Annotated in this window: 25 protein-coding genes; 19 read left to right on the top strand and 6 right to left on the bottom strand. The window is 59.3% G+C overall.

Annotated elements, in window-relative coordinates; genetic code table 11:
• The first annotated feature begins 274 nt into the window (after nucleotides 1-274).
• From nadD to lipA, 11 genes are all read left to right on the top strand, one after another.
• Entirely contained in the window at nucleotides 275-925 is a 651-nt protein-coding gene (nadD, locus tag Q0753_RS07490; RefSeq protein WP_298719079.1) for a nicotinate-nucleotide adenylyltransferase, read from the top strand.
• 34 nt (nucleotides 926-959) lie between these two features.
• Entirely contained in the window at nucleotides 960-1,301 is a 342-nt protein-coding gene (gene rsfS, locus Q0753_RS07485; RefSeq protein ID WP_298719077.1) for a ribosome silencing factor, read from the top strand.
• A complete protein-coding gene (gene rlmH / locus Q0753_RS07480; protein WP_298719075.1) occupies nucleotides 1,301-1,771 on the top strand; it encodes a 23S rRNA (pseudouridine(1915)-N(3))-methyltransferase RlmH in 471 nt (156 codons plus the stop codon). The genes rsfS and rlmH overlap by 1 nt, the downstream gene beginning before the upstream one ends.
• Nucleotides 1,772-1,773: 2 nt before the next feature.
• The gene (mrdA, locus tag Q0753_RS07475) at nucleotides 1,774-3,666 is read left to right on the top strand and encodes a penicillin-binding protein 2 (protein ID WP_298719074.1); all 1,893 of its coding nucleotides are present in this window, start codon (nucleotides 1,774-1,776) and stop codon (nucleotides 3,664-3,666) included.
• Nucleotides 3,659-4,765: a rod shape-determining protein RodA gene (rodA, locus tag Q0753_RS07470; RefSeq protein ID WP_298719072.1), complete on the top strand. Its 1,107-nt coding sequence runs from the start codon at nucleotides 3,659-3,661 to the stop codon at nucleotides 4,763-4,765. The genes mrdA and rodA overlap by 8 nt, the downstream gene beginning before the upstream one ends.
• Before the next feature lie 12 nt (nucleotides 4,766-4,777).
• Nucleotides 4,778-5,749 (top strand): lytic murein transglycosylase B, encoded by a 972-nt coding sequence (mltB, locus tag Q0753_RS07465; RefSeq protein ID WP_298719070.1) that lies wholly within the window; start codon nucleotides 4,778-4,780, stop codon nucleotides 5,747-5,749.
• Nucleotides 5,733-6,560: a septal ring lytic transglycosylase RlpA family protein gene (locus Q0753_RS07460; protein ID WP_298719068.1), complete on the top strand. Its 828-nt coding sequence runs from the start codon at nucleotides 5,733-5,735 to the stop codon at nucleotides 6,558-6,560. Before mltB ends, Q0753_RS07460 begins: the two co-directional genes overlap by 17 nt.
• A 67-nt stretch (nucleotides 6,561-6,627) precedes the next feature.
• The gene (locus tag Q0753_RS07455; protein WP_298719066.1) at nucleotides 6,628-7,800 is read left to right on the top strand and encodes a serine hydrolase; all 1,173 of its coding nucleotides are present in this window, start codon (nucleotides 6,628-6,630) and stop codon (nucleotides 7,798-7,800) included.
• Nucleotides 7,801-7,981: 181 nt separating this feature from the next.
• Nucleotides 7,982-8,245 carry a DUF493 family protein YbeD gene (gene ybeD / locus Q0753_RS07450; protein WP_298719064.1) on the top strand — a complete coding sequence of 88 codons (264 nt, stop codon included), beginning with the start codon at nucleotides 7,982-7,984 and terminating at the stop codon, nucleotides 8,243-8,245.
• Between the two features lie 9 nt (nucleotides 8,246-8,254).
• Nucleotides 8,255-8,908 carry a lipoyl(octanoyl) transferase LipB gene (lipB, locus tag Q0753_RS07445; RefSeq protein ID WP_298719062.1) on the top strand — a complete coding sequence of 218 codons (654 nt, stop codon included), beginning with the start codon at nucleotides 8,255-8,257 and terminating at the stop codon, nucleotides 8,906-8,908.
• Nucleotides 8,905-9,870 (top strand): lipoyl synthase, encoded by a 966-nt coding sequence (gene lipA / locus Q0753_RS07440; RefSeq protein ID WP_298719060.1) that lies wholly within the window; start codon nucleotides 8,905-8,907, stop codon nucleotides 9,868-9,870. The genes lipB and lipA overlap by 4 nt, the downstream gene beginning before the upstream one ends.
• A gap of 453 nt (nucleotides 9,871-10,323) precedes the next feature.
• Here lipA and aroG read toward each other — a convergent pair whose 3' ends face one another.
• Nucleotides 10,324-11,379, bottom strand: coding sequence for a 3-deoxy-7-phosphoheptulonate synthase AroG (aroG, locus tag Q0753_RS07435; protein ID WP_298719058.1), 1,056 nt, complete (start codon nucleotides 11,377-11,379; stop codon nucleotides 10,324-10,326).
• A gap of 224 nt (nucleotides 11,380-11,603) precedes the next feature.
• Between aroG and Q0753_RS07430 the strand changes: the two genes are divergently transcribed.
• From Q0753_RS07430 to Q0753_RS07395, 8 genes are all read left to right on the top strand, one after another.
• Nucleotides 11,604-11,783, top strand: coding sequence for a DUF2061 domain-containing protein (locus Q0753_RS07430; protein ID WP_298719056.1), 180 nt, complete (start codon nucleotides 11,604-11,606; stop codon nucleotides 11,781-11,783).
• Between the two features lie 61 nt (nucleotides 11,784-11,844).
• The gene (locus Q0753_RS07425; RefSeq protein ID WP_298719054.1) at nucleotides 11,845-12,246 is read left to right on the top strand and encodes a DUF2750 domain-containing protein; all 402 of its coding nucleotides are present in this window, start codon (nucleotides 11,845-11,847) and stop codon (nucleotides 12,244-12,246) included.
• Nucleotides 12,246-12,683, top strand: a complete 438-nt coding sequence (locus Q0753_RS07420; RefSeq protein WP_298719053.1) for a YaiI/YqxD family protein — start codon at nucleotides 12,246-12,248, stop codon at nucleotides 12,681-12,683. The genes Q0753_RS07425 and Q0753_RS07420 overlap by 1 nt, the downstream gene beginning before the upstream one ends.
• Nucleotides 12,684-12,824: 141 nt before the next feature.
• Entirely contained in the window at nucleotides 12,825-13,370 is a 546-nt protein-coding gene (locus Q0753_RS07415; RefSeq protein ID WP_298719051.1) for a DUF1439 domain-containing protein, read from the top strand.
• Nucleotides 13,371-13,576: 206 nt separating this feature from the next.
• Nucleotides 13,577-14,179 carry a LysE family translocator gene (locus Q0753_RS07410; protein ID WP_298719049.1) on the top strand — a complete coding sequence of 201 codons (603 nt, stop codon included), beginning with the start codon at nucleotides 13,577-13,579 and terminating at the stop codon, nucleotides 14,177-14,179.
• Nucleotides 14,180-14,220: 41 nt separating this feature from the next.
• A complete protein-coding gene (locus tag Q0753_RS07405; protein WP_298719047.1) occupies nucleotides 14,221-14,607 on the top strand; it encodes a hypothetical protein in 387 nt (128 codons plus the stop codon).
• A gap of 52 nt (nucleotides 14,608-14,659) precedes the next feature.
• On the top strand, nucleotides 14,660-16,717 hold the full coding sequence (locus tag Q0753_RS07400) for a protein-disulfide reductase DsbD (RefSeq protein ID WP_298719045.1): 2,058 nt from the start codon (nucleotides 14,660-14,662) through the stop codon (nucleotides 16,715-16,717).
• Nucleotides 16,714-17,226, top strand: coding sequence for a protein disulfide oxidoreductase (locus Q0753_RS07395; RefSeq protein WP_298719043.1), 513 nt, complete (start codon nucleotides 16,714-16,716; stop codon nucleotides 17,224-17,226). Before Q0753_RS07400 ends, Q0753_RS07395 begins: the two co-directional genes overlap by 4 nt.
• A 195-nt stretch (nucleotides 17,227-17,421) precedes the next feature.
• Here the strand turns inward: Q0753_RS07395 and Q0753_RS07390 are convergent, their stop codons facing one another.
• From Q0753_RS07390 to gpt, 5 genes are all read right to left on the bottom strand, one after another.
• The gene (locus Q0753_RS07390) at nucleotides 17,422-17,850 is read right to left on the bottom strand and encodes a hypothetical protein (RefSeq protein WP_298719041.1); all 429 of its coding nucleotides are present in this window, start codon (nucleotides 17,848-17,850) and stop codon (nucleotides 17,422-17,424) included.
• 65 nt (nucleotides 17,851-17,915) lie between these two features.
• Complete coding sequence (locus tag Q0753_RS07385; RefSeq protein ID WP_298719039.1) at nucleotides 17,916-19,172, bottom strand: glutamate-5-semialdehyde dehydrogenase; 1,257 nt, start codon at nucleotides 19,170-19,172, stop codon at nucleotides 17,916-17,918.
• Nucleotides 19,173-19,180: 8 nt separating this feature from the next.
• Nucleotides 19,181-20,284, bottom strand: coding sequence for a glutamate 5-kinase (proB, locus tag Q0753_RS07380; protein ID WP_298719037.1), 1,104 nt, complete (start codon nucleotides 20,282-20,284; stop codon nucleotides 19,181-19,183).
• Nucleotides 20,285-20,398: 114 nt separating this feature from the next.
• Nucleotides 20,399-20,797: a sigma factor-binding protein Crl gene (gene crl / locus Q0753_RS07375; RefSeq protein WP_298719035.1), complete on the bottom strand. Its 399-nt coding sequence runs from the start codon at nucleotides 20,795-20,797 to the stop codon at nucleotides 20,399-20,401.
• Between the two features lie 156 nt (nucleotides 20,798-20,953).
• Nucleotides 20,954-21,424, bottom strand: a complete 471-nt coding sequence (gene gpt, locus Q0753_RS07370; protein ID WP_298719033.1) for a xanthine phosphoribosyltransferase — start codon at nucleotides 21,422-21,424, stop codon at nucleotides 20,954-20,956.
• Nucleotides 21,425-21,637: the final 213 nt, after the last annotated feature.

Raw genomic sequence — 21,637 nt, 5'->3', positions numbered from 1 at the left:
GAGTCAGGAGTAAGGCGTGAGGAGACAGTTCAAAACACTCAGGGGAAAAATTGTCGATGGCTTTCACGGCCGGCAATCGATCCTTGTCTGTCTGTTCCCCCTTACCTCTCACGCCTCACCCTTTACGACACAGGAGTGAGGTGTAAGACGTGAGGAGACAGTTCAACACACTTGGGGCCAAATTGCCGACGGCCTTCGCACTCGGCAAACGATCCTTGCCTGTCTGTTCCCTCTTACCCCTCACCGCTTTCCCCCCTCACTCCTCACGGAGCTATTGATGAAAAAAGCCATCGGCCTGCTGGGCGGCACCTTCGACCCCATTCATATCGGCCATCTGCGCCCGGCCATTCATGTGCTGGAGCGACTGGAACTGGCCGAGGTGCGGCTGTTGCCCAACTATATTCCGCCCCACAGGGCCTCGCCCGACAGCGCGCCGGAACATCGGCTGGCCATGGTAAAACTGGCGGCAGCTCAGACTCCGGGCCTGACCGTCGACGACCGGGAACTGAGGCGCGACCGCCCCTCCTACACCGTAGAGACGCTGATCGAGCTGCGTCGGGAATTTCCCCGGGTTCCCTTGTGCTTTCTGATGGGCATGGACTCCCTGTGCAGCCTGGATCGCTGGCATCGCTGGCAGGAGCTGCTCGATCATGCCCACCTGGTAGTCAGCCACAGGCCCGGCTGGATGCCCGAGTTCAATCCGACCATAGAAGCGCTGTATCAGGCCCACGGCACCCGGGACAGCGAGCAGTTGCATCGCAAACCGGCCGGCTGTATTTACCTTATCGATAACCCGCAACTGGATATTTCCTCCACCCGGATTCGTGAATGCATTCGGGCCGGGAACAATCCGCAATATTTATTGCCTGACCCGGTCGCGGACTATATTCGAGATAAGGGACTCTATAACAGGCCCGTGTTATAATTCGCTGTCATTTTGAATTGAGGAGAACGCCCCCTTGCAAGGTCAAGAACTGCATACCTTTATCGTCGACAAGCTCGACGATCTGAAAGCCCGCGATATTCAGGTTCTGGATGTTAGCGGCAAGTCCACCATCACCGACTGCATGATCATCTGCTCCGGTAATTCCAGCCGTCATGTCAATTCCATCGCCGAGCACCTGGCCACCGAAGCCAAGCATGCCGGCCTGCACCTGATGTGTGTAGACGGTATGGACGCCGGAGAATGGGTACTGGTCGATCTGGGCGATGTCATCGTGCACGTAATGCAGGAAGAAACCCGCGACTTTTACCAGCTCGAAAAACTCTGGGGTGGCAATAGCGTCGGAGCCGTAGCCTGATGAAATTGCAACTGGTGGCGGTCGGCACCAAAATGCCGGCCTGGGTAACCGCCGGTTTTCAGGAATATCAGCGGCGTTTCCCTCGGGATCTGCCGCTTGAGCTGGTCGAGATCGCGGCCGGTAAACGCGGCAAGAATGCCGATATCGAGCGCATTCTGCACAAGGAAGGCGAGCAGATGCTGGCGGCGGTGGCCAAGTCGGCGCGCATCGTCACCCTCGATATTCCGGGCCGCCCCTGGACCACGGAGCAAGTATCCGGCGAGCTGACCCGCTGGCAGCTTGACGGCCGGGATGTCGCCATTCTGATCGGCGGTCCCGAAGGGCTGTCGCCGGCCTGCAAGGCCGCCGCAGAACAATCCTGGTCGCTATCGCCACTGACGCTGCCTCATCCGCTGGTGCGGGTAGTGGCGGCAGAAAGCCTGTATCGCGCCTGGAGCATCAATAACAACCACCCCTATCACCGGGAATAATGATGGCAAAAGGCCGGGTAAAGATGCGCGATCATGGCGCCGAATCATCCCTGTACTGGCGCCGGGCGGTGATAGCGTTTATGGGCATAGTGATATTGCTGGGGGTATTGCTTGCCAATCTTTACCATCTGCAGATCAACGAACACCAGAGTTATCAGACCCGCTCCAACGATAACCGCATCAAGGTGCTGCCCATCGCCCCCACCCGCGGCCTGATCTTCGATCGCAACGGCGTGCTGCTGGCGGAAAACCGGCCCATCTACAGCCTGGAAATCATTCCCGAACAATCCCCCGATCTGGACACCACCGTCGACGAGTTGATTGCGCTGCTCGACCTGGATCCCGAGGTCAAGGCCCGCTTTCTGGCCGACGTGCGCCGCCAGCGCCGTTTCAACCCGGTGGTGCTGGTCAATCGCCTGAGCGAAGAGCAGGTGGCCCTGTTCAGCATCAATCAGCATAAATACCCGGGCGCGAACATCGAGGCCTATCTCAAGCGCTTTTATCCCTACCGGGATACCTTCACCCACGTGATCGGCTATGTGGCGCGTATCAACGACAAGGACGTGGTGCGCCTGCAGGAAGACAACAAGCTGGCCAACTACGCCGCCACCCGCGATATCGGCAAGCTGGGGGTAGAGCGTTACTACGAGGATCTGCTGCACGGCCAGGCCGGCTATCAGGAAGTCGAGGTCAACAACCGCGGCCGGGTGATCCGCACCCTCAAGTACCAACCGCCGATACCGGGCAGCGATATCTATCTCAACGTGGATGTGGCGCTGCAGCAGAAAGCGCAGAAACTGATGGCCGAGCGCCGGGGTGCCGCCGTCATCATGAGCCCGAAAGACGGCAAGATACTGGCGCTGATTTCCAGCCCCAGCTACGACCCCAATCTGTTCGTGCACGGCATCAGCAGCCCACAATACCGGGAGCTACTTAACAACCCGGACCGCCCGCTGATCAACCGAGCCAGCCAGGGCATCTACGCCCCCGCCTCTACCGTCAAGCCGATGATGTCGGTCATGGGGCTGAACGAAGGCGCCATCACCCCCAGCACCCGTTTCTTTGGCGGACCCTATTTCCAGATCCCCAATACCAAGCGTAAATTCCGCGACTGGCGGCGCTGGGGCCACGGCTGGATGGATGTGTACCGGGCCATCGAAATCTCGGCCGATACCTTCTTCTACGATCTGGCCTACCGGGTGGGCATAGACAAGATCAACGATTACATGAGCCGCTTCGGCTTCGGCCAGTATTCCGGGGTCGATCTGCACGAAGAAACCAGCGGTACCATGCCGTCCCGCGACTGGAAGCAGGCACGCCACAAGCAACCCTGGTATCAGGGCGACACCATCTCGATCGGTATCGGTCAGGGCTACTGGACCGCGACCCCGCTGCAACTTGCCCGGGCCGTCGCCATCATGGTGGACCACGGCGAAACGGTTCATCCCCGGCTGTTGCATGGCATCAAGGGACCCGAGGGCATGATCTCGATGCCGGTCAGTAAAGGTAATCCCATTCAACTGAAGCAAGACAGCTTCTGGGATGTGGGTCTTTCCGGCATGTACCGGGTAATCAACGGCAGAGAGGGCACCGCCCGGCGGGCCTTTGCCGATACCCCCTACAAGGCGGGCGGCAAGTCCGGTACCGCTCAGGTATTCGGCCTGGCCGAAAACCAGCAGTACGACCACGCCAGTACCAAGGAACATCTGCGCGACAACGCCCTGTTTGTGGCCTACGCACCCTTTGAAAATCCGGAAGTCGTCGTATCTGTGGTATTGGAAAACGCCGGTGGCGGCAGCTCACACGCCGCTCCCGTGGCCCGGGCTCTGCTCGATCTCTACATGATTCCCGAGCTATTGCAGGACCCCGAAGGCGAGGAACAGACACATGAATAAACGACAGCGCCGCCGCTCCCTGTCGGAGATATTGCACCTGGACTGGCCGCTGCTGCTGGCGCTGCTGACCCTGCTCGGCGCCAGCCTGGCCATTCTTTATTCCGCCTCCGGTGAAAGCCTGGACTCGCTTACTCGTCAGGGTCTGCGTATCGGCCTGTCACTGGTGGTAATGATGGTGCTGGCGCAATTACCGCCCGGCTTCTACGCCCGCTGGGCGCCACCGGTGTTTATGCTGGGGGTCATACTGCTGGTGCTGGTGCTGCTGGTCGGCGATATCGGCAAGGGGGCACAACGCTGGCTGGAATTGGGCTCTTTTCGCTTCCAACCCTCGGAAATCATGAAGCTGGTGATGCCGATGACCATCGCCGCCTATATCAGCCGCTATCCGCTGCCACCCAGCCTGTTGCATGTCTTTCTGGCACTGGGGCTGGTGCTGCTCCCCACCCTGCTGATCGCCAAGCAACCGGATCTGGGCACGTCTCTGCTGGTGGCGGCCTCCGGTTTTTTCGTCATTTTTCTGGCCGGCATGTCCTGGCGACTGATTATGGCCGCCGTGGCTGCCATTGCCGCCTTTCTGCCGGCCCTGTGGTTTTTTCTGATGCACGACTATCAGAAACGACGGGTTCTGACTCTGCTCAATCCGGAAAGTGACCCACTGGGCGCCGGTTATCATATCATCCAGTCCAAGATTGCCATCGGCTCGGGCGGACTCTGGGGCAAGGGCTGGCTGCAGGGCACCCAGTCGCAGCTGGAGTTTCTGCCCGAACGCCATACCGACTTTATCTTTGCGGTATTGAGTGAAGAGTTCGGCCTGGTTGGCGTCTGCCTGCTGATGCTGCTCTATCTGTTCATCATCTGGCGCGGCCTCTATATCTCGATGCAGGCCCAGGGGGCGTTTCCCCGTCTGCTCGGTGGCGCCCTGACCCTGACTTTTTTCGTGTACGTGTTCGTCAATATCGGCATGGTCAGCGGCCTGCTGCCGGTGGTGGGAGTGCCCTTGCCCCTGATCAGTTACGGCGGTACCTCCATGGTGACACTGATGGCCGGATTTGGCATCCTGATGTCCGTGCATACTCATAAGCGCCTGTTGGCCAAATAAAAGGATTATCGAATGCGTCTTGCCCTTGTTTCTGCCGCCTTGCTGTTCACCACCTCGGTAACGGCCGCAGAGATGAATCCGGAACAGCAGCGCTGGCTCGACGAGCTGGCCGGCAAGTTCGAGTTGCCCGTCACCGAGTTGAACGACGCCATCACCCAGGCTACTTATCAGCAATCGATCATCGATGCCATGACCCGCCCGGCAGAAGCCAAGCCCTGGCACCAGTACAGACCCATCTTTCTGACCGACAAACGTCTGCAGCAGGGCGTCGAATTCTGGCAGCAACATGCCGAACTGCTGGCCCGGGCCGAGCAGGAACTGCAGGTGCCGGCACAAGTCATTACCGCCATCATAGGGGTGGAAACCTTTTATGGCGCCCACATGGGCAGCCACAAGGTACTGGATGCGCTCTATACCCTGGGCTTCAACTACCCGCCCCGGGGCGAATTCTTCCGCTCCGAGTTCGCCCATTACCTGCAACTGGCCAAAGAGCAGGACTGGACGCTGGATGAGCAGAAAGGCTCCTACGCCGGCGCCATGGGCATGGGCCAGTTTATTTCCTCCAGCTACCGTCATTATGCGGTCGACTTCGACGCCGACGGCGTGCGCAATCTGTTTCAGCCGGTCGATGCCATCGGCAGCGTCGCCAACTACTTTCACGAGCATAAATGGCAGCCGGGTGACGATGTCGCCTACCCGGCTAAAGTGACCGATACCGAGGCGGCCGACGCCCTGCTGAGTCCGGCACTGGAAATGAGCCACAGCTGGGCCGAACTGGCCGCCGCCGGTGTGGTCGTCGATCAGGAGCTGGCCGCCGATACGCCGGTCAAGCTGATCCGTCTGGACGGCGTCGACGGGCCGGAATATTGGGTGGTAAGACATAACTTTTACGTGATTACCCGCTATAATCGCAGCCCCTTGTACGCCATGGCAGTCTATCAACTCAGTGAGCAGCTTAAGCAGGCCTATGAACAGTCTCTCTAAATCCCTTTTGCCGTTGGCGGCACTGATGCTTGCCGCCTGCAGTTCCCAGCCTGATCCCGAACAGGGCCAGACCCAGGATGATGCCTACGATCGGGAAACCGCCGGCGGCCGGTATGCCCTGCGCCAGGACAAGCCACCGGGTGTGGCGCCCAACCTGGACCACGTCAAGGACGCGGTGCCGCGCTATGAACCCTATACCCGCCAGGGCAACAAGAACTACAACGTCTGGGGGCAGGATTACGAGGTATGGCAGGAAGTCGAGAACTACCAGGATGAAGGCATGGCCTCCTGGTATGGCGCCAAGTTCCACGGCTATCACACCTCCAACGGCGAGGTATATGACATGTATACCATGACTGCCGCCCACAAGAATCTGCCGTTGCCTTCCTTCGTGCGGGTCACCAACAAGGAAAACGGCAAACAGGTGGTGGTGCGGGTCAATGATCGCGGTCCCTTCCACGACGACCGGGTACTCGATGTGTCCTATGCCGCCGCCTACAAGCTGGGCATGCTCAATACCGGCACCGCGCCGGTGAAAATCGAGCTGATCAAGGTGGCACCCGACGGCCAGGAAACCCGCCTGGCAAAGGTCACCGAAGGTAAACATATTCAGTTACTGGCCACCCGCTCTGCCGATAAAGCCAAGGAACTTGCTGCCCGCCTGAGCAAAGAGTATGGTTTCCCCGCCCGAGTCGAGCGCCAGTCTGAATGGTATCGCCTGCAGATGGGGCCTATTCCGGCCAATAAAACAGAAAAAACCCTGACCCGGCTGATTGCCGAAGGGTATGCACAGGCCTATTTTCTGAACTGAACAGCCTGTTTTAATTCATCTTATACCGGCAGCCACTGCCTCTTTACACAGGGACCCAGCAGACGTTATGCGTATGGTTAACACTCTCCCCTCCTTATTCCTCGCCGCTTTTGTGTCCTTTACCACTCAGGCACAGACTCAGGGCCCCATGATTCCGGAGCCGCCGGCCATCGCTGCCAAATCCTATGTACTGATGGACTATTCCAGCGGCCAGGTACTGGTGTCGCACCAGGCCGACGAAAAACTGCCGCCGGCCAGCCTGACCAAGATGATGACCTCCTACATTCTGGGTCAGGCGCTGCAGGAAGGTAAGGTCAAGCGGGACGATCTGGTCACCATCAGTGAAGCGGCCTGGGCACAGAACTTTCCCGGCTCGTCGGTGATGTTTCTGGAAGTGGGCAAGCAGGTCAGCATCGATCAGCTGAACCGGGGCATCATCATCCAGTCCGGTAACGATGCCACCGTGGCCGTGGCCGAACATCTGGCCGGCAGCGTCAATTCCTTTGCCGATCTGATGAATGGCTGGGCGGCGCGCCTGGGCATGAACGACAGTCACTTCGTCACCCCGCACGGCCTGCACAGCGACGACATGTATACCACCGCTTACGACATGGCGCGGCTGGGGCAGGCGCTGATCCGCGATGTGCCGGAAGAATATAAAATATATGCTGAAAAATCCTTTACCTTCAATGGTATAACCCAGCACAACCGCAATACCCTGCTGTGGGATCAGTCGCTGAATGTCGACGGCATCAAGACCGGTCATGTCGAGGCCGTGGGTTATAACCTAGTGTCATCCGCCACCAAGGAAGATATGCGCCTGATCGCCGTGGTGATGGGAGCATCGAACGAACGGATGCGCGCCTCCGAAAGCAAGAAACTGCTGACCTATGGCTTTCGCTTCTATCAGACGCTGACCCCGTATCAGGCGGGCAGCAAGCTGATGGATCAGCGCATCTGGATGGGTGACAAGGACACCGTCGCCCTCGGCGTCGACAAGACGGTCGCGGTGACCATTCCCCGTGGCCAGGCTCAGAGCCTGGAAGCCGACTTTACCCTCGACAAGGCATTGAAAGCCCCGCTGGCCAAAGGCGAGCAGGTCGGCACCCTGCACCTGAAACTCGACGGCAAAGACGTGATAACCATGCCGCTGGTGGCGCTGGAAGAAGTCGAGCAGGGTGGCATCTTCAGCCGTCTGATCGACTACATCAAGTTGCTGGTTCAGGATCTGTTCAACTAAGCATCGCCGAGTCGGATAAACCACAAGCCGGAAGGAATGCGCTTCCGGCTTTTTTTATCACGACTCTTCTCTGGCTCGATGACTTGCCGGTTTCGAAACCGGCGATTTTATGATAAAAATGTGACATTGGTTATGGAACAGTCTCCATTACCCCCGAATACCGCACGTTGTAAAGGTTGCCATGAATACCAAATTTGATGAGTTGCTCGATTTTCCCTGCCGCTTTCCCTTCAAGATCCTGGGCTTGGCCGACGAGCGTCTGCCCGATATGGTGGTGGAAGTGCTGCAACAGCATGTGCCCGGTGATTACAGTCCCCAGGTTCGCCCCAGCAGCAAGGGTACCTACCATGCGGTGACCGTGCAGGTCACGGTACACAGCAAGGAACAGGTCGAATTGCTGTACCAGCAACTGGGTGAACTGGAACTGGTCAAGTACGTACTCTAGGACATAGTGATGCCGCAGGATAAGCTTACCGTCAGGCACTGGGGACAGGCCTCCTATGAACACGTCTGGCATACCATGCAGACGTTTACCGATCAGCGGGGCGAAGACACCCAGGATGAATTCTGGCTGGTCGAGCATCTGCCGGTGTTCACCCAGGGTCAGGCCGGCAAGGCCGAGCATATTATCAATGTCGGCGACATTCCACTGGTACAGACAGACCGCGGCGGCCAGGTTACCTATCATGGACCCGGTCAGCTGGTGCTGTATCTGCTGGTCGATGTACGCCGCAAGAAACTCGGCGTTCGACCCCTGGTCACCGGCATGGAAAGCGCCATCGTCAACCTGCTGGCCGATTATCAGATTGCAGCCTATGCCAAGCCCGATGCTCCCGGCGTTTATGTGGGAGACAGCAAGATTGCCTCTCTGGGGCTACGGGTACGCCGCGGCTGCTCTTTTCATGGACTGGCGCTGAACGTCAATATGGATTTGACTCCCTTTCTGCGGATCAACCCCTGCGGGTACGCCGGCATGGCCATGACCCAGTGTTGTGCCCTGGGCGGACCCCAGACCCTTGAAGAAGCTCAGTCCCGACTGGTACCCTTGCTGGCAGATCAGCTTGGTTATCAACATCTCTACTACACCACAGAGAAACTGAAATTATGAATAAACCTGTACGCGTAGAGCCCGGCGTAAAATTGCGTGATGCCGACAAGATGGCCCTGATCCCGGTCAAGTACATGCCGGAGGCAGACGAGGAAGTGTTGCGCAAGCCGGAGTGGATGAAGATCAAGCTTCCTCCCAGCAACCAGCGCATACAGAACCTGAAGAGCATCATGCGCGAGAACAAGCTGCATTCGGTCTGCGAAGAGGCGTCCTGCCCCAACCTGCCCGAGTGCTTCAACCACGGCACCGCCACCTTCATGATCCTCGGCGCCATCTGTACCCGCCGCTGCCCGTTCTGCGATGTGGCCCACGGCCGCCCGCTGGCGGTGGATCCGGAAGAGCCGGCCAAGCTGGCCAAGACCATAAAGGAACTGGGCCTCAAGTACGTGGTGATCACCTCGGTAGACCGGGACGATCTGCGTGACGGCGGTGCCCAGCACTTCGTCGACTGTATTCGCGCCATTCGCGAGCAGAGCCCGAACACCAGGATTGAAATTCTGACCCCGGACTTCCGTGGCCGCATGGACACCGCGCTGGAAATCTTCAAGGATACTCCGCCGGACGTGTTCAACCACAACCTGGAAACCGCCCCGCGCCTGTATCGCGTCGCCCGTCCCGGCGCCGATTACAAGTGGTCGCTGGAGCTGCTGCGCCGGTTCAAGGAAATGCACCCGCAGGTAGCCACCAAGTCCGGCCTGATGATGGGCCTTGGCGAAACCAACGAAGAAATCGCAGAGGTACTCAAGGATCTGCGTGCTCACAACGTCACCATGCTGACGCTGGGCCAGTACCTGCAGCCGAGCCGTCATCACCTGCCGGTGAAGCGCTACGTGCCGCCGGCAGAGTTCGACGAGCTGAAAGTGATTGCCGACAGCATCGGTTTCACCCACGCCGCCTGCGGCCCCTTCGTCCGCTCGTCTTACCACGCGGATCTGCAGGCCCAGGGTGTGGAAGTGAAGTAATCGCCCTACCCTGCATTAAAAAGGAGCCGAAAGGCTCCTTTTTTGTTGTTCACTCCAGACTCGCTGAAAGTGCAGCAATCAACACCGCACAAGTCGACCAAAGGGGTCACGACGCCGACACGCTACAAGCACATCCATGTGAGCTCGGACATGCCATCCATGGCATGTCACGGTCGGCTCTGTGATCCCCTTTGCCCTCCTTTCGGCTTGGGAGTCGCCCGCAGGAGGTGCCAACCGGCAACGCCGATGTATCAAAGAGGACGGAGGGATCTGCTCAGCCGACCATCCGCGCCACGGATGGCGCGGCTGAGCCTACAAGGATGTATGTACGGCGAGTCGGCGGAGCTGGCCCTTCGTCCTCTTTCCTGACTCAAACAACCGCCTCTCGGCATTTTGGGAGCGAGAAACAAAAAGGAGCCTTGCGGCTCCTTTTTTAACGGATTATCGGACGACTCAAGCCTGACGACGAGCGGTCACGGCGTCGGCCAGTCGCGCCAGCAGGACTTCGGTATCGTCCCAGCCGATGCAGGCGTCGGTGATGCTCTGACCATAGGTAAGCTCGCACCCCTCTTCCAGATCCTGACGGCCTTCGACCAGATGGCTTTCCACCATCACGCCCATGATCGCCTGCTCACCGGCGGCCAGCTGGGTGCAGACATCGTCACAGACCACCATCTGGCGCTGGTACTGCTTGCTGCTGTTGGCATGGCTGAAATCGATCATCAGCTTCTGCGGCAGTCCGGCTTTTTCCAGCCCGGCGCAGACCGTGGCTACGTGATCGGCGCTGTAATTCGGCTCCTTGCCGCCGCGCAGAATGATATGGCAGTCCGGGTTGCCGGCGGTGGCGACAATGGCGGAATGGCCCAGCTTGGTTACCGACAGAAAGTGGTGCGAGGCACTGGCGGCACCAATGGCATCGGCCGCCACCTTGATGGTGCCGTCGGTACCATTCTTGAACCCGACCGGGCAGGACAGACCGGACGCCAGCTCACGGTGTACCTGAGACTCGGTGGTGCGGGCACCGATGGCGCCCCAGCTCATCAGATCTGCCAGATACTGCGGCGTGATCATGTCGAGAAATTCGCTGGCGGTGGGCAGACCCAGATCGTTGAGATCCAGCAGCAGCTTGCGACCGGTGCGCAGGCCATCGTTGATCTGAAAACTGTTGTCCAGATAAGGGTCGTTGATCAGCCCCTTCCAGCCGACGGTGGTGCGCGGCTTTTCAAAATAGACCCGCATCACGATTTCCAGCCTGTCCGCATAGTGATCGCGCAACACCTTGAGCCGCTTGCCATATTCGATGGCCGCCTCGGTGTCGTGAATAGAGCAGGGACCGATCACCACCAGCAGACGATCATCTTCGTCAGCCAGCAGTCGGTGAATGGCCTGACGTGATTCGAATACGGTCGACGAGGCGGTATCGGTGGCCGGATATTTTTCCAGCACCGCTATCGGTGGAAGTAGTTCTTTGATTTCGTTAATGCGGATATCGTCGGTTTGAAAGTGCATGAGCAACCCTGCTTACATTACCGAGCCCCTGGCTCGCTTTTATCGGAAAAGACTGGTTTTCAATCTATCCCGCCCAGCGACGACTGTAAACGCTCAATTACCCCATGGCCGCATTTGTTTGATAGGAAGTGCCAATTAATATGGCAACAAACAACTCATGGACAACAAAATGAAAACCATTATCATTTAACTACAACCCCGACACACTCAATAGATGGCTCACCATGCTTAAAACCGTCACCTTTGCCCTCGTGCATTTTACCGTGGCCTTCAGCGTCGCTTACCTGCTGTCCGGCGATTTACTGGTCGGCGGATTGATCGCGCTGGTCGAGCCCATGGTCAATACCGTCGCCTATTTCTTTCATGAAAAAGCCTGGAACAAATTCAACGCAACGGGTGCTTAAGCTGGACAACACAGGGCCTGCGATGTGAACATGCAGGCAGATTCCCTGTATGAGAAAAACCATGAGCTATATCCTGACCGACGCAGACAAAGCCGCCGCCCAGACCATGCGCGATGACGAACGTTTCAACCATTTCGTATCACGGGTGTGCGAGCACGACGAGCTCTGGATCCTTACCGACGAGCACGGTTGCATGATGCTGACCTCGGATGACGACGAAGACTGCATTCCGGTGTGGCCCCACGCCGACTATGCCAAGGAATGGGCCGTGGACGACTGGAGCCAGTGCAAGCCAGAGGCCATCAGCCTCAAGGTCTGGCAAAGCCGCTGGGTACCCGGTATGGAAGATGATGAACTGATGGTGGCGGTGTTCCCCACCCCCGACGCCACCGGTGTGGTAGTCGAACCCCGTGAAGTACAGGACGCCATCGATCGCAAGAAAAAACCGAGCCGGTATAATTGATGCACATTTGGGTAGATGCGGATGCCTGCCCCAAGGTGATCCGCGATATTCTGTTTCGCGCCGCCGAGCGTACCCGGACGCCGCTGACCATGGTCGCCAATCATCCGTTGCCACTGCCGGGCTCCCCCCTGATCAAGCAGTTGCAGGTACCAAAGGGCTTCGATGTGGCCGACGATGAAATCGTGGCCCGCATCCAGCCCGGAGAAATTCTGATCACCGCCGATATTCCGCTGGCCGCCGAGGCACTGGCAAAAGACGCCCGGGTGCTGAGCCCGCGCGGCGAACGGTATGACAAGGGCACCATCAGGGCCAAGCTGACCATGCGCGACTTTATGGATACCCTGCGTTCCAGCGGCGTACACACAGGCGGGCCGCCCACCCTGAGCCCCGCCGACCGTCAGACCTTCGCCAATCAGCTGGATCAACTGCTGCGTTGAAACGGTGAGGGGGGATGGGTGAAACGTGAGGAGGAAGTCGTGAGGAGTGAGGGGGAAAGACACGTTTGTGTTTTGCTCTGAGCCCTCACTCCTCACTCCTCACTCCTCACTCCTCACCTGTCCTTTAAATCGAGGTATACCATGTTCAAGTCCGTTATTATCCTGTTGAGTACCCTGCTGCTGAGCGCCTGTGCCGGACTCAGCCAGTACAGCGTCTCAGAAAACGAAGTAGAAAAATCGCTCTACACCCTGCTGGAGCAGCAGGCACCACGCTTTACTCAGGGGCTGGTAGAAACCCGCATCGACAACCTGGATCTGCAGATAGGTCCCGAGAGCCGTGACGTGGTGCGCCTCAATCTGCAGGGCGAAACCGCCATCAATGCCCTGATCGCCCGCTTTCCGGCCCAGCTGGATCTGGCCATCGAGGGGCGCCCGGTCTACGACCGCCGGCAAAATGCGATTTTTTTACGTGATATCAAGCTGCTGCAAAGCAAGGTTGACGCCTTCGGCTACCAGGGTGACATGACCGCCGCTTCTGCCGGCATGATGCAACTGCTGCGTTCGGTACTGGAAAACCAGCCGGTCTACCGGCTCGACGACAGCCGCTACAGCTGGCTGAGCAAGGCGCCGGTGGCCATGGACATCGCCCCCGGCCGCCTGGTATTCAGCCCCCGCTTCGGCGACTGATTACCGACGGCATAATAGCTAACCGGATACGGAGTGATGGAAGGGTGTGCTCTTCCCCACTCCGTTCTATTCTCACGCACGCCCTGCCTCTCGGTTCTCCCTAAATAGCCGTAGCCTGTTGTCCGGCATTTGGCCTACAATGGCGGATAACCTCTACAAATCAAGCCAGATAAACAGGTAGGTGTGCTATTAGCTCTGCAGTCTTGATGGTGTTTATCCCCACCTTTTTCTTCGTCTCGGTCACGCCGGGCATGTGCATGACGCTGGCGCTGTCGCTAGGGATGACGGTCGGGGTGCGTCGCACCCTGTGGATGATGGTCGGCGAGCTGGTCGGCGTGGGCCTGGTGGCTTGCCTGGCCGTGGTCGGTGTGGCGGCCATCATGCTGCAATATCCGCAACTGTTTCAAGTGCTCAAGTACGGCGGCGGCCTCTACCTGGCCTGGCTCGGCATTCAGCTGTGGCGCTCCCGGGGCAAACTGGCCCTGAGCCCGGTGGATGCCGGCCCGCGTCATATACCGGCCCGCACCCTCATCAGCCAGGGCTTCATTACCGCCATCGCCAACCCCAAGGGCTGGGCTTTTTTCATCGCCCTGTTGCCTCCCTTTATCGACAACAAGGCGCCGCTGACCGGTCAGCTACTGATGCTGGTGTCGATCATCCTGTCGCTGGAGTTCATCTGTATGCTGCTCTACGCCACCGGCGGTCGCACCCTGAGCCGGGTACTGCAGCAAAAAGGCAAGGTCAAACTGATGAACCGTATCGCCGGCAGTCTGATGCTGGGAGTAGCCCTGTGGCTGGCCGTCGGGTAACTGTGGTTGACAGTCGGACAACAGCGGCCGGCCATGGCCTGATGCAACGCCAGCCTGGCTGGCTGGCGTTGCTGCTGGTGCTGATCGTCATCGGTCTCTGCCTGAGCCAACGAATGGGGGTGATGACCGCCTGTGCCTACTCGGCCCAGCAGCCAGAAAGCATCTCATCGTTTGCCCACGGCATACTCTCTGACCAGGGGGCTGCCGCCGAGTCATCGAGCGCAGACAACAACGGCCAGTGCAGCCTGTCGGAGCAACTGCTGAGCAAGGTCTGGAGTCAGCTCGAGCCGATGCTCACCGCCTTGCTGCTATTGTTGTCTCTCTGGCTGCTGGCACCTCGTGTCGGCTGGTACTGCCGCCTGTTACCCTCGCCACAACCTTATGCCGGCCGACGGCGACACCTGGTGCTGTGTGTATTCCGGGAATGAGATTAACGCCGCCATCTTGTAAGCTTGCGTTAATCCATCGGAGACTCTATTCGTGATCAGAATTTTTAGCTTTTTTATCCTGTTGCTGGCAACCACCTTGCCGCTGCAGGCCGCCGACACCGGCTGGCTGCAGGCACCCGAACACCCCCCGGTGCAGGTGCGACTGGTGCAGACCGGCCCCTATGATGCGGTCAACAATTATTATCCGGCGCTGTTGCAGGTTCGTCTGCAAGACGACTGGAAAACCTACTGGCGCTCCCCGGGCGAAGGCGGCATCGCGCCCCGGCTGGAGTGGCCGTCGTCCAAGAACCCGCTGTCGGTCAACTGGCAGTGGCCGCTGCCCGAGCGCTTTACCCTGCTGGGAGTCGAAACCCAGGGCTATCGCCACGAGGTCGACTTTCCGCTGCAACTGACCCCGGCCGACGCCGGAAAGCCGGCCACCTTTGAAGGCCTGCTGACCCTGCCCAGCTGCACCACCATCTGTGTGCTCACCGAGTATTCGCTGACATTGCCGCTGGATCCGCAGATGGCAACCGACGAGACGCTGAATCATCAGTATCAGCAGGCGGTGTCGCGGGTGCCCAGAGCGGCAAGCCTGATACAGGCCGAGCAGCTGGTCTGGGATCCGGTCGCCAAACAACTCGATATCAGCCTGACCAACCCCCGCGGCTGGCAGCAACCGGCGGTATACGTCGACGAGCTCGACAGCAGCATCTTCAGTCAGCCACAGCTGACGGTGAACGACACCCGGCTGCAGGCCCGCTTCAAGGTCGGCAGCTGGGATCCGGAGTTGAATCTGGACGGGCAGGTGGTGGTGATTACCGCCACCGACGAGGGGCTGGCCGAAGAGCTGGCCGGCGCCATCACCCGTGGCACCCTGCCCCCGGTGGCTGCAACCGCCCCTCCTTTGGGGCTGGTACTGCTCTATGCCCTGCTCGGCGGCCTGATCCTCAACATCATGCCCTGTGTATTGCCGGTGCTGGGGCTCAAGCTCAACAGTCTGCTGCTGGGTCACCGCAGCCGGGCCGATGTGCGGCGCCCCCTGCTGTGGTCTGCCCTCGGCATCATGCTGTCGTTCTGGGCGCTGGCGGGCTTTATGCTGATCCTCACCTGGTCCGGCGCCCAGCTTGGCTGGGGCATCCAGTTTCAGCAGCCGGGCTTTATCGGCTTTATGCTGCTGGTCACCGCGCTGTTCTCGCTTAACCTGTTCGGCCTGTTCGAGCTCCGTCTGCCCACCGCCATGAGCACCTGGCTGGCCACCCGCCCCGGCCACGGCAACGGCGGCCATCTGCTGCAAGGCATGTTCGCTACCCTGCTCGCCACGCCCTGCTCGGCGCCCTTCCTCGGCACCGCCGTGGCGGTGGCGCTGGCGTCTTCACCGCTGGTGCTGATTGCCATCTTCACCGGTCTGGGGCTGGGCATGGCGCTGCCCTGGCTGGTGCTGGCATTGTTTCCCGGTGTTATCGGCGCCCTGCCCAGGCCCGGCCCCTGGATGATCCGGGTGAAGTGGCTGTTCGGGCTGATGCTGCTGGCCACCAGCCTGTGGCTGCTGTCGTTGCTGCAATCGACCCTAGGTAATACTGCCACCCTGGTGCTGGCCGCCATATTGATAGTGCTGCCACTGTGGTCTTTGCTGCGCCATTACGGCAGCCGGGGCCTGCTCTTCGGCCTGGCCGGCATCATGCTGCTTGGTGCTGCGGGGGGCGTGGGCGCCCTGGTGACCCAGTCTCGCTGGGTCAGCCCGGTCACCGACGAGCTTGACTGGCAGCCGCTGGATCCGGCTCGTATCGAGCGCGAAGTGGCTGCCGGCAAGCGGGTGTTTATCGACATCACCGCCGACTGGTGCATTACCTGTCAGGCCAACAAGATAGGCGTGGTGTTACGGGATCCGGTCTACTCGGCGCTGCAGGAAGAGGACATGGTGTTGATGCGCGGCGACTGGACTCGCCCCGACGCGGCCATTACCGACTACCTGCGCGCCAACCAACGCGCCGGCATTCCCTTCAATCAGGTATTCGGCCCCGGCCTGCCCCAAGGCAAGGCACTGGAGGTATTGCTGACCACCGACAAGGTGATCGAGGCCCTGAATGAAAGCAGGAATAAGTCATGAAGCGATCCTGGCGCAGGCGATTCACCTCCGGCCTTGCCTACCTGTTGCTGATCGGAGTTGTGGTCACGGCCGTCGATCTCTGGCGCAGCCGGGATCTGCCCACCGAGGTGGCGGCTCTGGGCGCCATGACCACATTAGGCGGCGAGACCATCAGTCTCGATGCCATGAGCCGGCAACAGCCGGTGCTGGTGTATGTGTGGGCCAGCTGGTGCGGCGTGTGCCGCATCGTGTCCCCGATGGTGAACCTGATCGACGCCCCCCATGCTCGCGTAGTCAGCATCGCCATCGCCTCGGGTCCGAATGCCAGGGTTGCCGGCTATGTGCGTGAAAAGGGATATGACTTTACGGTGGTGAACGATGAGGATCACCGGCTGGCGCAAATTCTGGCCGTCGGCGTCACGCCCACCCTGATGGTGGCCAGCCAGGGCAAGCTGCGCTTCGCCACCGCCGGCATTACCACACTGCCGGGCATGTACCTACGATTGTTGCTGGCCCGCCTCGGGGACTAGGGAATGGGGATTAGGGATTAGGGATTAGGGATTAGGGACCAGGGACCAGGGACCAGGGACCAGGGAATGGGGAATGGTATTCTGTGGGCTCGAATTTATTCGGACAAATCATGCATCATTCAGCACCATAAACCGTTATAAAAGCGGGCCTGCAAACACCGGCCACTCCCTGATCCCTATTCACCAATCCCGGCCTTAAAACAGCACTCGTCGTCCCTTGATGCAGTCCCGGCACGCGGGTTCGCCCTGTAGCGAGCCCAGTACTTCGGGCGCGCAGCGTTTGCCGCAACTGCTGCATTCGTGAAACGACTTCAACCGCAGTGCTATGGTGTCTTCCACCAGCGCCAGCAATTGTTCCAGACTGCCATCGCGCGACGCTACCACGCCCTGGGAGCGGGGTTTGACGGTATGAATGTCGTGATGCCGCCACTGCATGGCCGGCAGCAGCACCTCGGCCTTGTCGTGCTGAAATGCCACTATCACCAGGGCGGGATCCCCGATAAACAGCGTTTGTGCTCCCTGCACCGGATAAGGAAGTTCGCTCTTGAGATGCAGCCGCCACGACTCCAGCGTCGGGGATAACGGCATTGCCAGCAACAAGGCGTCCAACAGCTTGGATGGCATAATATCCCCTCTTCATCATGCCCCGGCGACCAGAGCCGCCGGGTTATCGATTCAACCGTTTGCCACTAGTCGCGGATCAGATAATCCGCCTGGCCTATCCACTTGTAGCTGGTCAGCTCTTCCAGCCCCATGGGGCCACGGGCATGCAGCTTCTGGGTCGAGACCGCCACCTCGGCCCCCAGGCCAAACTGGGCGCCATCGGTAAAGCGGGTAGAGGCGTTGACATAGACCGCCGCCGAGGGGGCGCCGTTGATAAAGCGCTCGGCACTGCTCAGGCTGCTGGTGAGAATGGCATCGGAATGGCTGGCGTTATGCTCGCGCAAATGCGCCAGGGCCTCATCGACACCGGTCACGATTTTCACCCCCAGGGTCAGCCCCAGCCACTCGGTGTCGAAGTCACCCTCAACGGCGGCGCGCACCCTGGCCGGTCCTGCGTTAAGCAGTTTCAATGCTTCGGTTTCGGCCACCAGCTCGACGCCTTTTTCCGCCATGCGCGCACTCAGTAGCGGCAGGAATTCGGCAGCTGCCGCATCGTGTACCAGCAGGGTATCGATGGCATTGCAGACGCTGGGTCTGTGGGTCTTGGCGTTATCGACCACCTCGACGGCGCGTACCAGATCGGCGCTGTCATCGACAAAAACATGACCGATGCCGAAGCCACCGATGATCACCGGTATGGTGGCCTGCTCTTTACACAACTGGTGCAGGCCGGGACCACCGCGAGGAATGATCATGTCTACATACTGGTCGAGTTTGAGCAGGCCGCTGACCCATTCCCGGCCCGGCTCGCTGATGTACTGCACACAGCCTGGCGGCAGCTGGCTTGCCGCCAGCGCCTGCCGGATCACCTTGACCAATTCCTGATTGGTATGAAAGGTTTCCCGACCGCCGCGCAGAATGCTGGCGTTACCGGTTTTCAGACAGAGGGCGGCGATGTCGATGGTGACATTGGGGCGGGCTTCATAAATCACCCCCACCACGCCGAGCGGTACCCGGCGACGCGACAAGCGCATGCCGTTTTCCAGCACCCGCGAGTCCAGCTCGCTGCCCACCGGATCCGGCAGTGACACCACGTTGCGCACGTCGTCGGCAATGGCCTTGATCCGCGCCGGGTTCAGCATCAGTCGATCCAGCATCGACTCGCCGGTACCGCTTTCTCGGGCCGCGTCCAGATCCTTGCCGTTGGCGGCCAGAATGTCGGCGGCGGCCGCCTCGAGGGCATCGGCCATCACCAGCAGGGCCTGATTCTTGGCCCGGGTCGAGGTTTCAGCCAGGGTATAGGCGGCAGCGCGTGCGGCCTGCCCCATCTGTTCCAGATTCATACTATCTCCTACAAGAGCACCAGATCGTCACGGTGAATGGCCACGTTGCCGTAGCCATAGCCGAGCACCGATTCAATCTGCTCAGAGTGTTGTCCTTTGATTCGAGTCAGGTCGAGTGCATCGTAACGACAGATGCCTCGCGCCAGCTCCCGCCCTTCGGGATTGACGATGCGTACCGCCTCCCCCCGGCGAAAACGGCCTTCTATGCGTACTATGCCCTTGGGCAGCAGGCTGGAGCCTTTTTCCCGCACCGCCTTCACCGCCCCGGCATCGATATGAATTTCGCCGTGCGGAGGCGGGCCGGCCAGGATCCAGCGTTTGCGGCTTTCGAGCGGGGTGGCCAGCGCCGGAAAACGAGTGCCGATGCGCTCCCCTTCCGCCAGGCGGCCAATCACCTCCGGCACCTGACCGGTGGCGATCACCACATCGATACCGGCGCGGCGGGCCACATCCGCCGCCTGCAGCTTGGTGGCCATGCCACCGGTGCCCAGTCCGCCGATGCTGCCACCGGCCAGTTTGCGCAGGGTGTCGTCGATGGTTTGTACTTCTTCAATCAGCTGCGCCTTGGGATCGTTACGCGGATCGGCAGTAAAGAGTCCCTTCTGATCGGTCAGCAGGATCAACAAATCGGCCTCGGCCAGAATGGCGGCCCGGGCCGATAAATTATCGTTATCGCCGACCTTGATCTCGTTGGTGGCGACGGCGTCGTTTTCGTTGATTACCGGAATAATGCGGTTATCAAGCAGGGCCCGCAGGGTATCGCGGGCATTAAGATAGCGTTCGCGGTCTTCCAGATCGGCCCGGGTCAGCAGTATCTGGCCCACATGCAATCCATACAGATTGAACAGGGATTGCCAGCTCTGGATCAGCTGGGTCTGGCCCACGGCGGCCAGCATCTGCTTGTTGGCCATGGTGCCGGCCAGATCGGGAAAGCCCAGGTGCTCACGCCCGGCGGCAATGGCCGCCGAGGTCACCACAATAATCTGATGGCCGGCCCGATGCAGGCTGGCACACTGACGCACCAGCTCTACCATGTGGGCCCGATCCAGATGGCGGGTACCGCCGGTAAGCACGCTGGTGCCCAGTTTTACAACAATGGTTTTGCCTTTCATGGAACGCCCTGCGGCTCCTTACTAACAGCAATGCCGGCAAAGCCGGCAAGATAATAAAATGAGGCGCATCCGGGCCACGGATAGTAACGACTATTGTCGCAAGTGATGGTCGGCTCAGGCTACGCTCAACAGATGATTGTTTCCCAACGCGGGAGAAGGACGAGCACTGAGCGACAGTTCATCCAGGCACACGCCCAGCTTGTCGTAAAAATCACGCAGCGTGCGAGCCACCTCCGCTTCGTGCTTTTTGGGCAAGGCTTTCGGTTGCCACTCGCCACTCGCATTGAAAAAGCCGAGCTGATAATGAAACTCGAAATTGATGCCGTCTTCGGTGCTCAGCGTCAGCCACCAGCCCCAGAACTCACGCGCCTCCGGTTCCGCCTTGGCACTGACACACACGGATAAACAGTCGAAGAAATATTGCGACTCGCTCGACTTCAGCTCCCGTAAATAAGGACCGATGGCGGTGAATTTGCGCACCAGTTTACGATGAGTAACCTTGTCTATGGTCATGAATACCTCCCTGTTAACTAGCCTATATGTAACGCTTTTTTGGCCGGGGGTAAAGGTCACCCGCCGCCCTTGCCCTAAAAAACGCCATCGGCGGCGCAGGAAGGCAACATATTACTCGACAGCAGGCGATAAAAAAGGCTCCCGAGGAGCCTTTTTTTACGCTTTGTCCTGCTCGCACAGCGGCGGAGCAAAAACCACCCCCATATCCCAGGGTTGCTCTATCCAGGTATCTTGCCCTACCCGCACTTCAAAGTCATCGACCAGTGGCTCGCCCTTTGGTTTGGCAAACACGGTCACGAATTTGGCTTTGGGGTACATCTCGCGGATAACTTTGGCGGTATTACCGGTGTCCACCAGATCGTCGATGATCAGAAAGCCTTCTCCATCGCCTTCGGCCTGTTTGAGCACTTGTAGATCAGAGCGCTGCTGATTGTGGTCGTAGCTGGAGATACACAGGGTATCTACATGACGAATTCCCAGTTCCCGCGCCATGATGGCAGCCGGAACCAGACCACCACGACTGACGGCAATAATCCCTTTCCACTGGCTGGCAGGCAACTGACGTTCGGCCAGCTTGCGCGTTTCGCGCTGAAAGGAGTCCCAGGTGACGACGAATTTGTTGGACATAAAAAGAACCTTTGGGTGTTAGCTTTCAAGACAAGATGGTCACCGCTGCTCACTGCCATCTTTCAGACCACGCCAATATTGAAATATTGAGCCGGCCTCAGTCTAACAACGAGCAAACAATGGCCGCATTATAGAGATCCCGCCCATTCTTGACCAGAGTTACAGCTTTTTATTGCCCCTCCGTTGTTCATATACCGGCGTATAAGACTAAAA

The sequence above is a fragment of the uncultured Oceanisphaera sp. genome, assembly GCF_947495715.1.
Taxonomy (GTDB): Bacteria; Pseudomonadota; Gammaproteobacteria; order Enterobacterales; family Aeromonadaceae; genus Oceanimonas; species Oceanimonas sediminis.
This window is presented reverse-complemented; position numbering and strand designations above follow the sequence as displayed.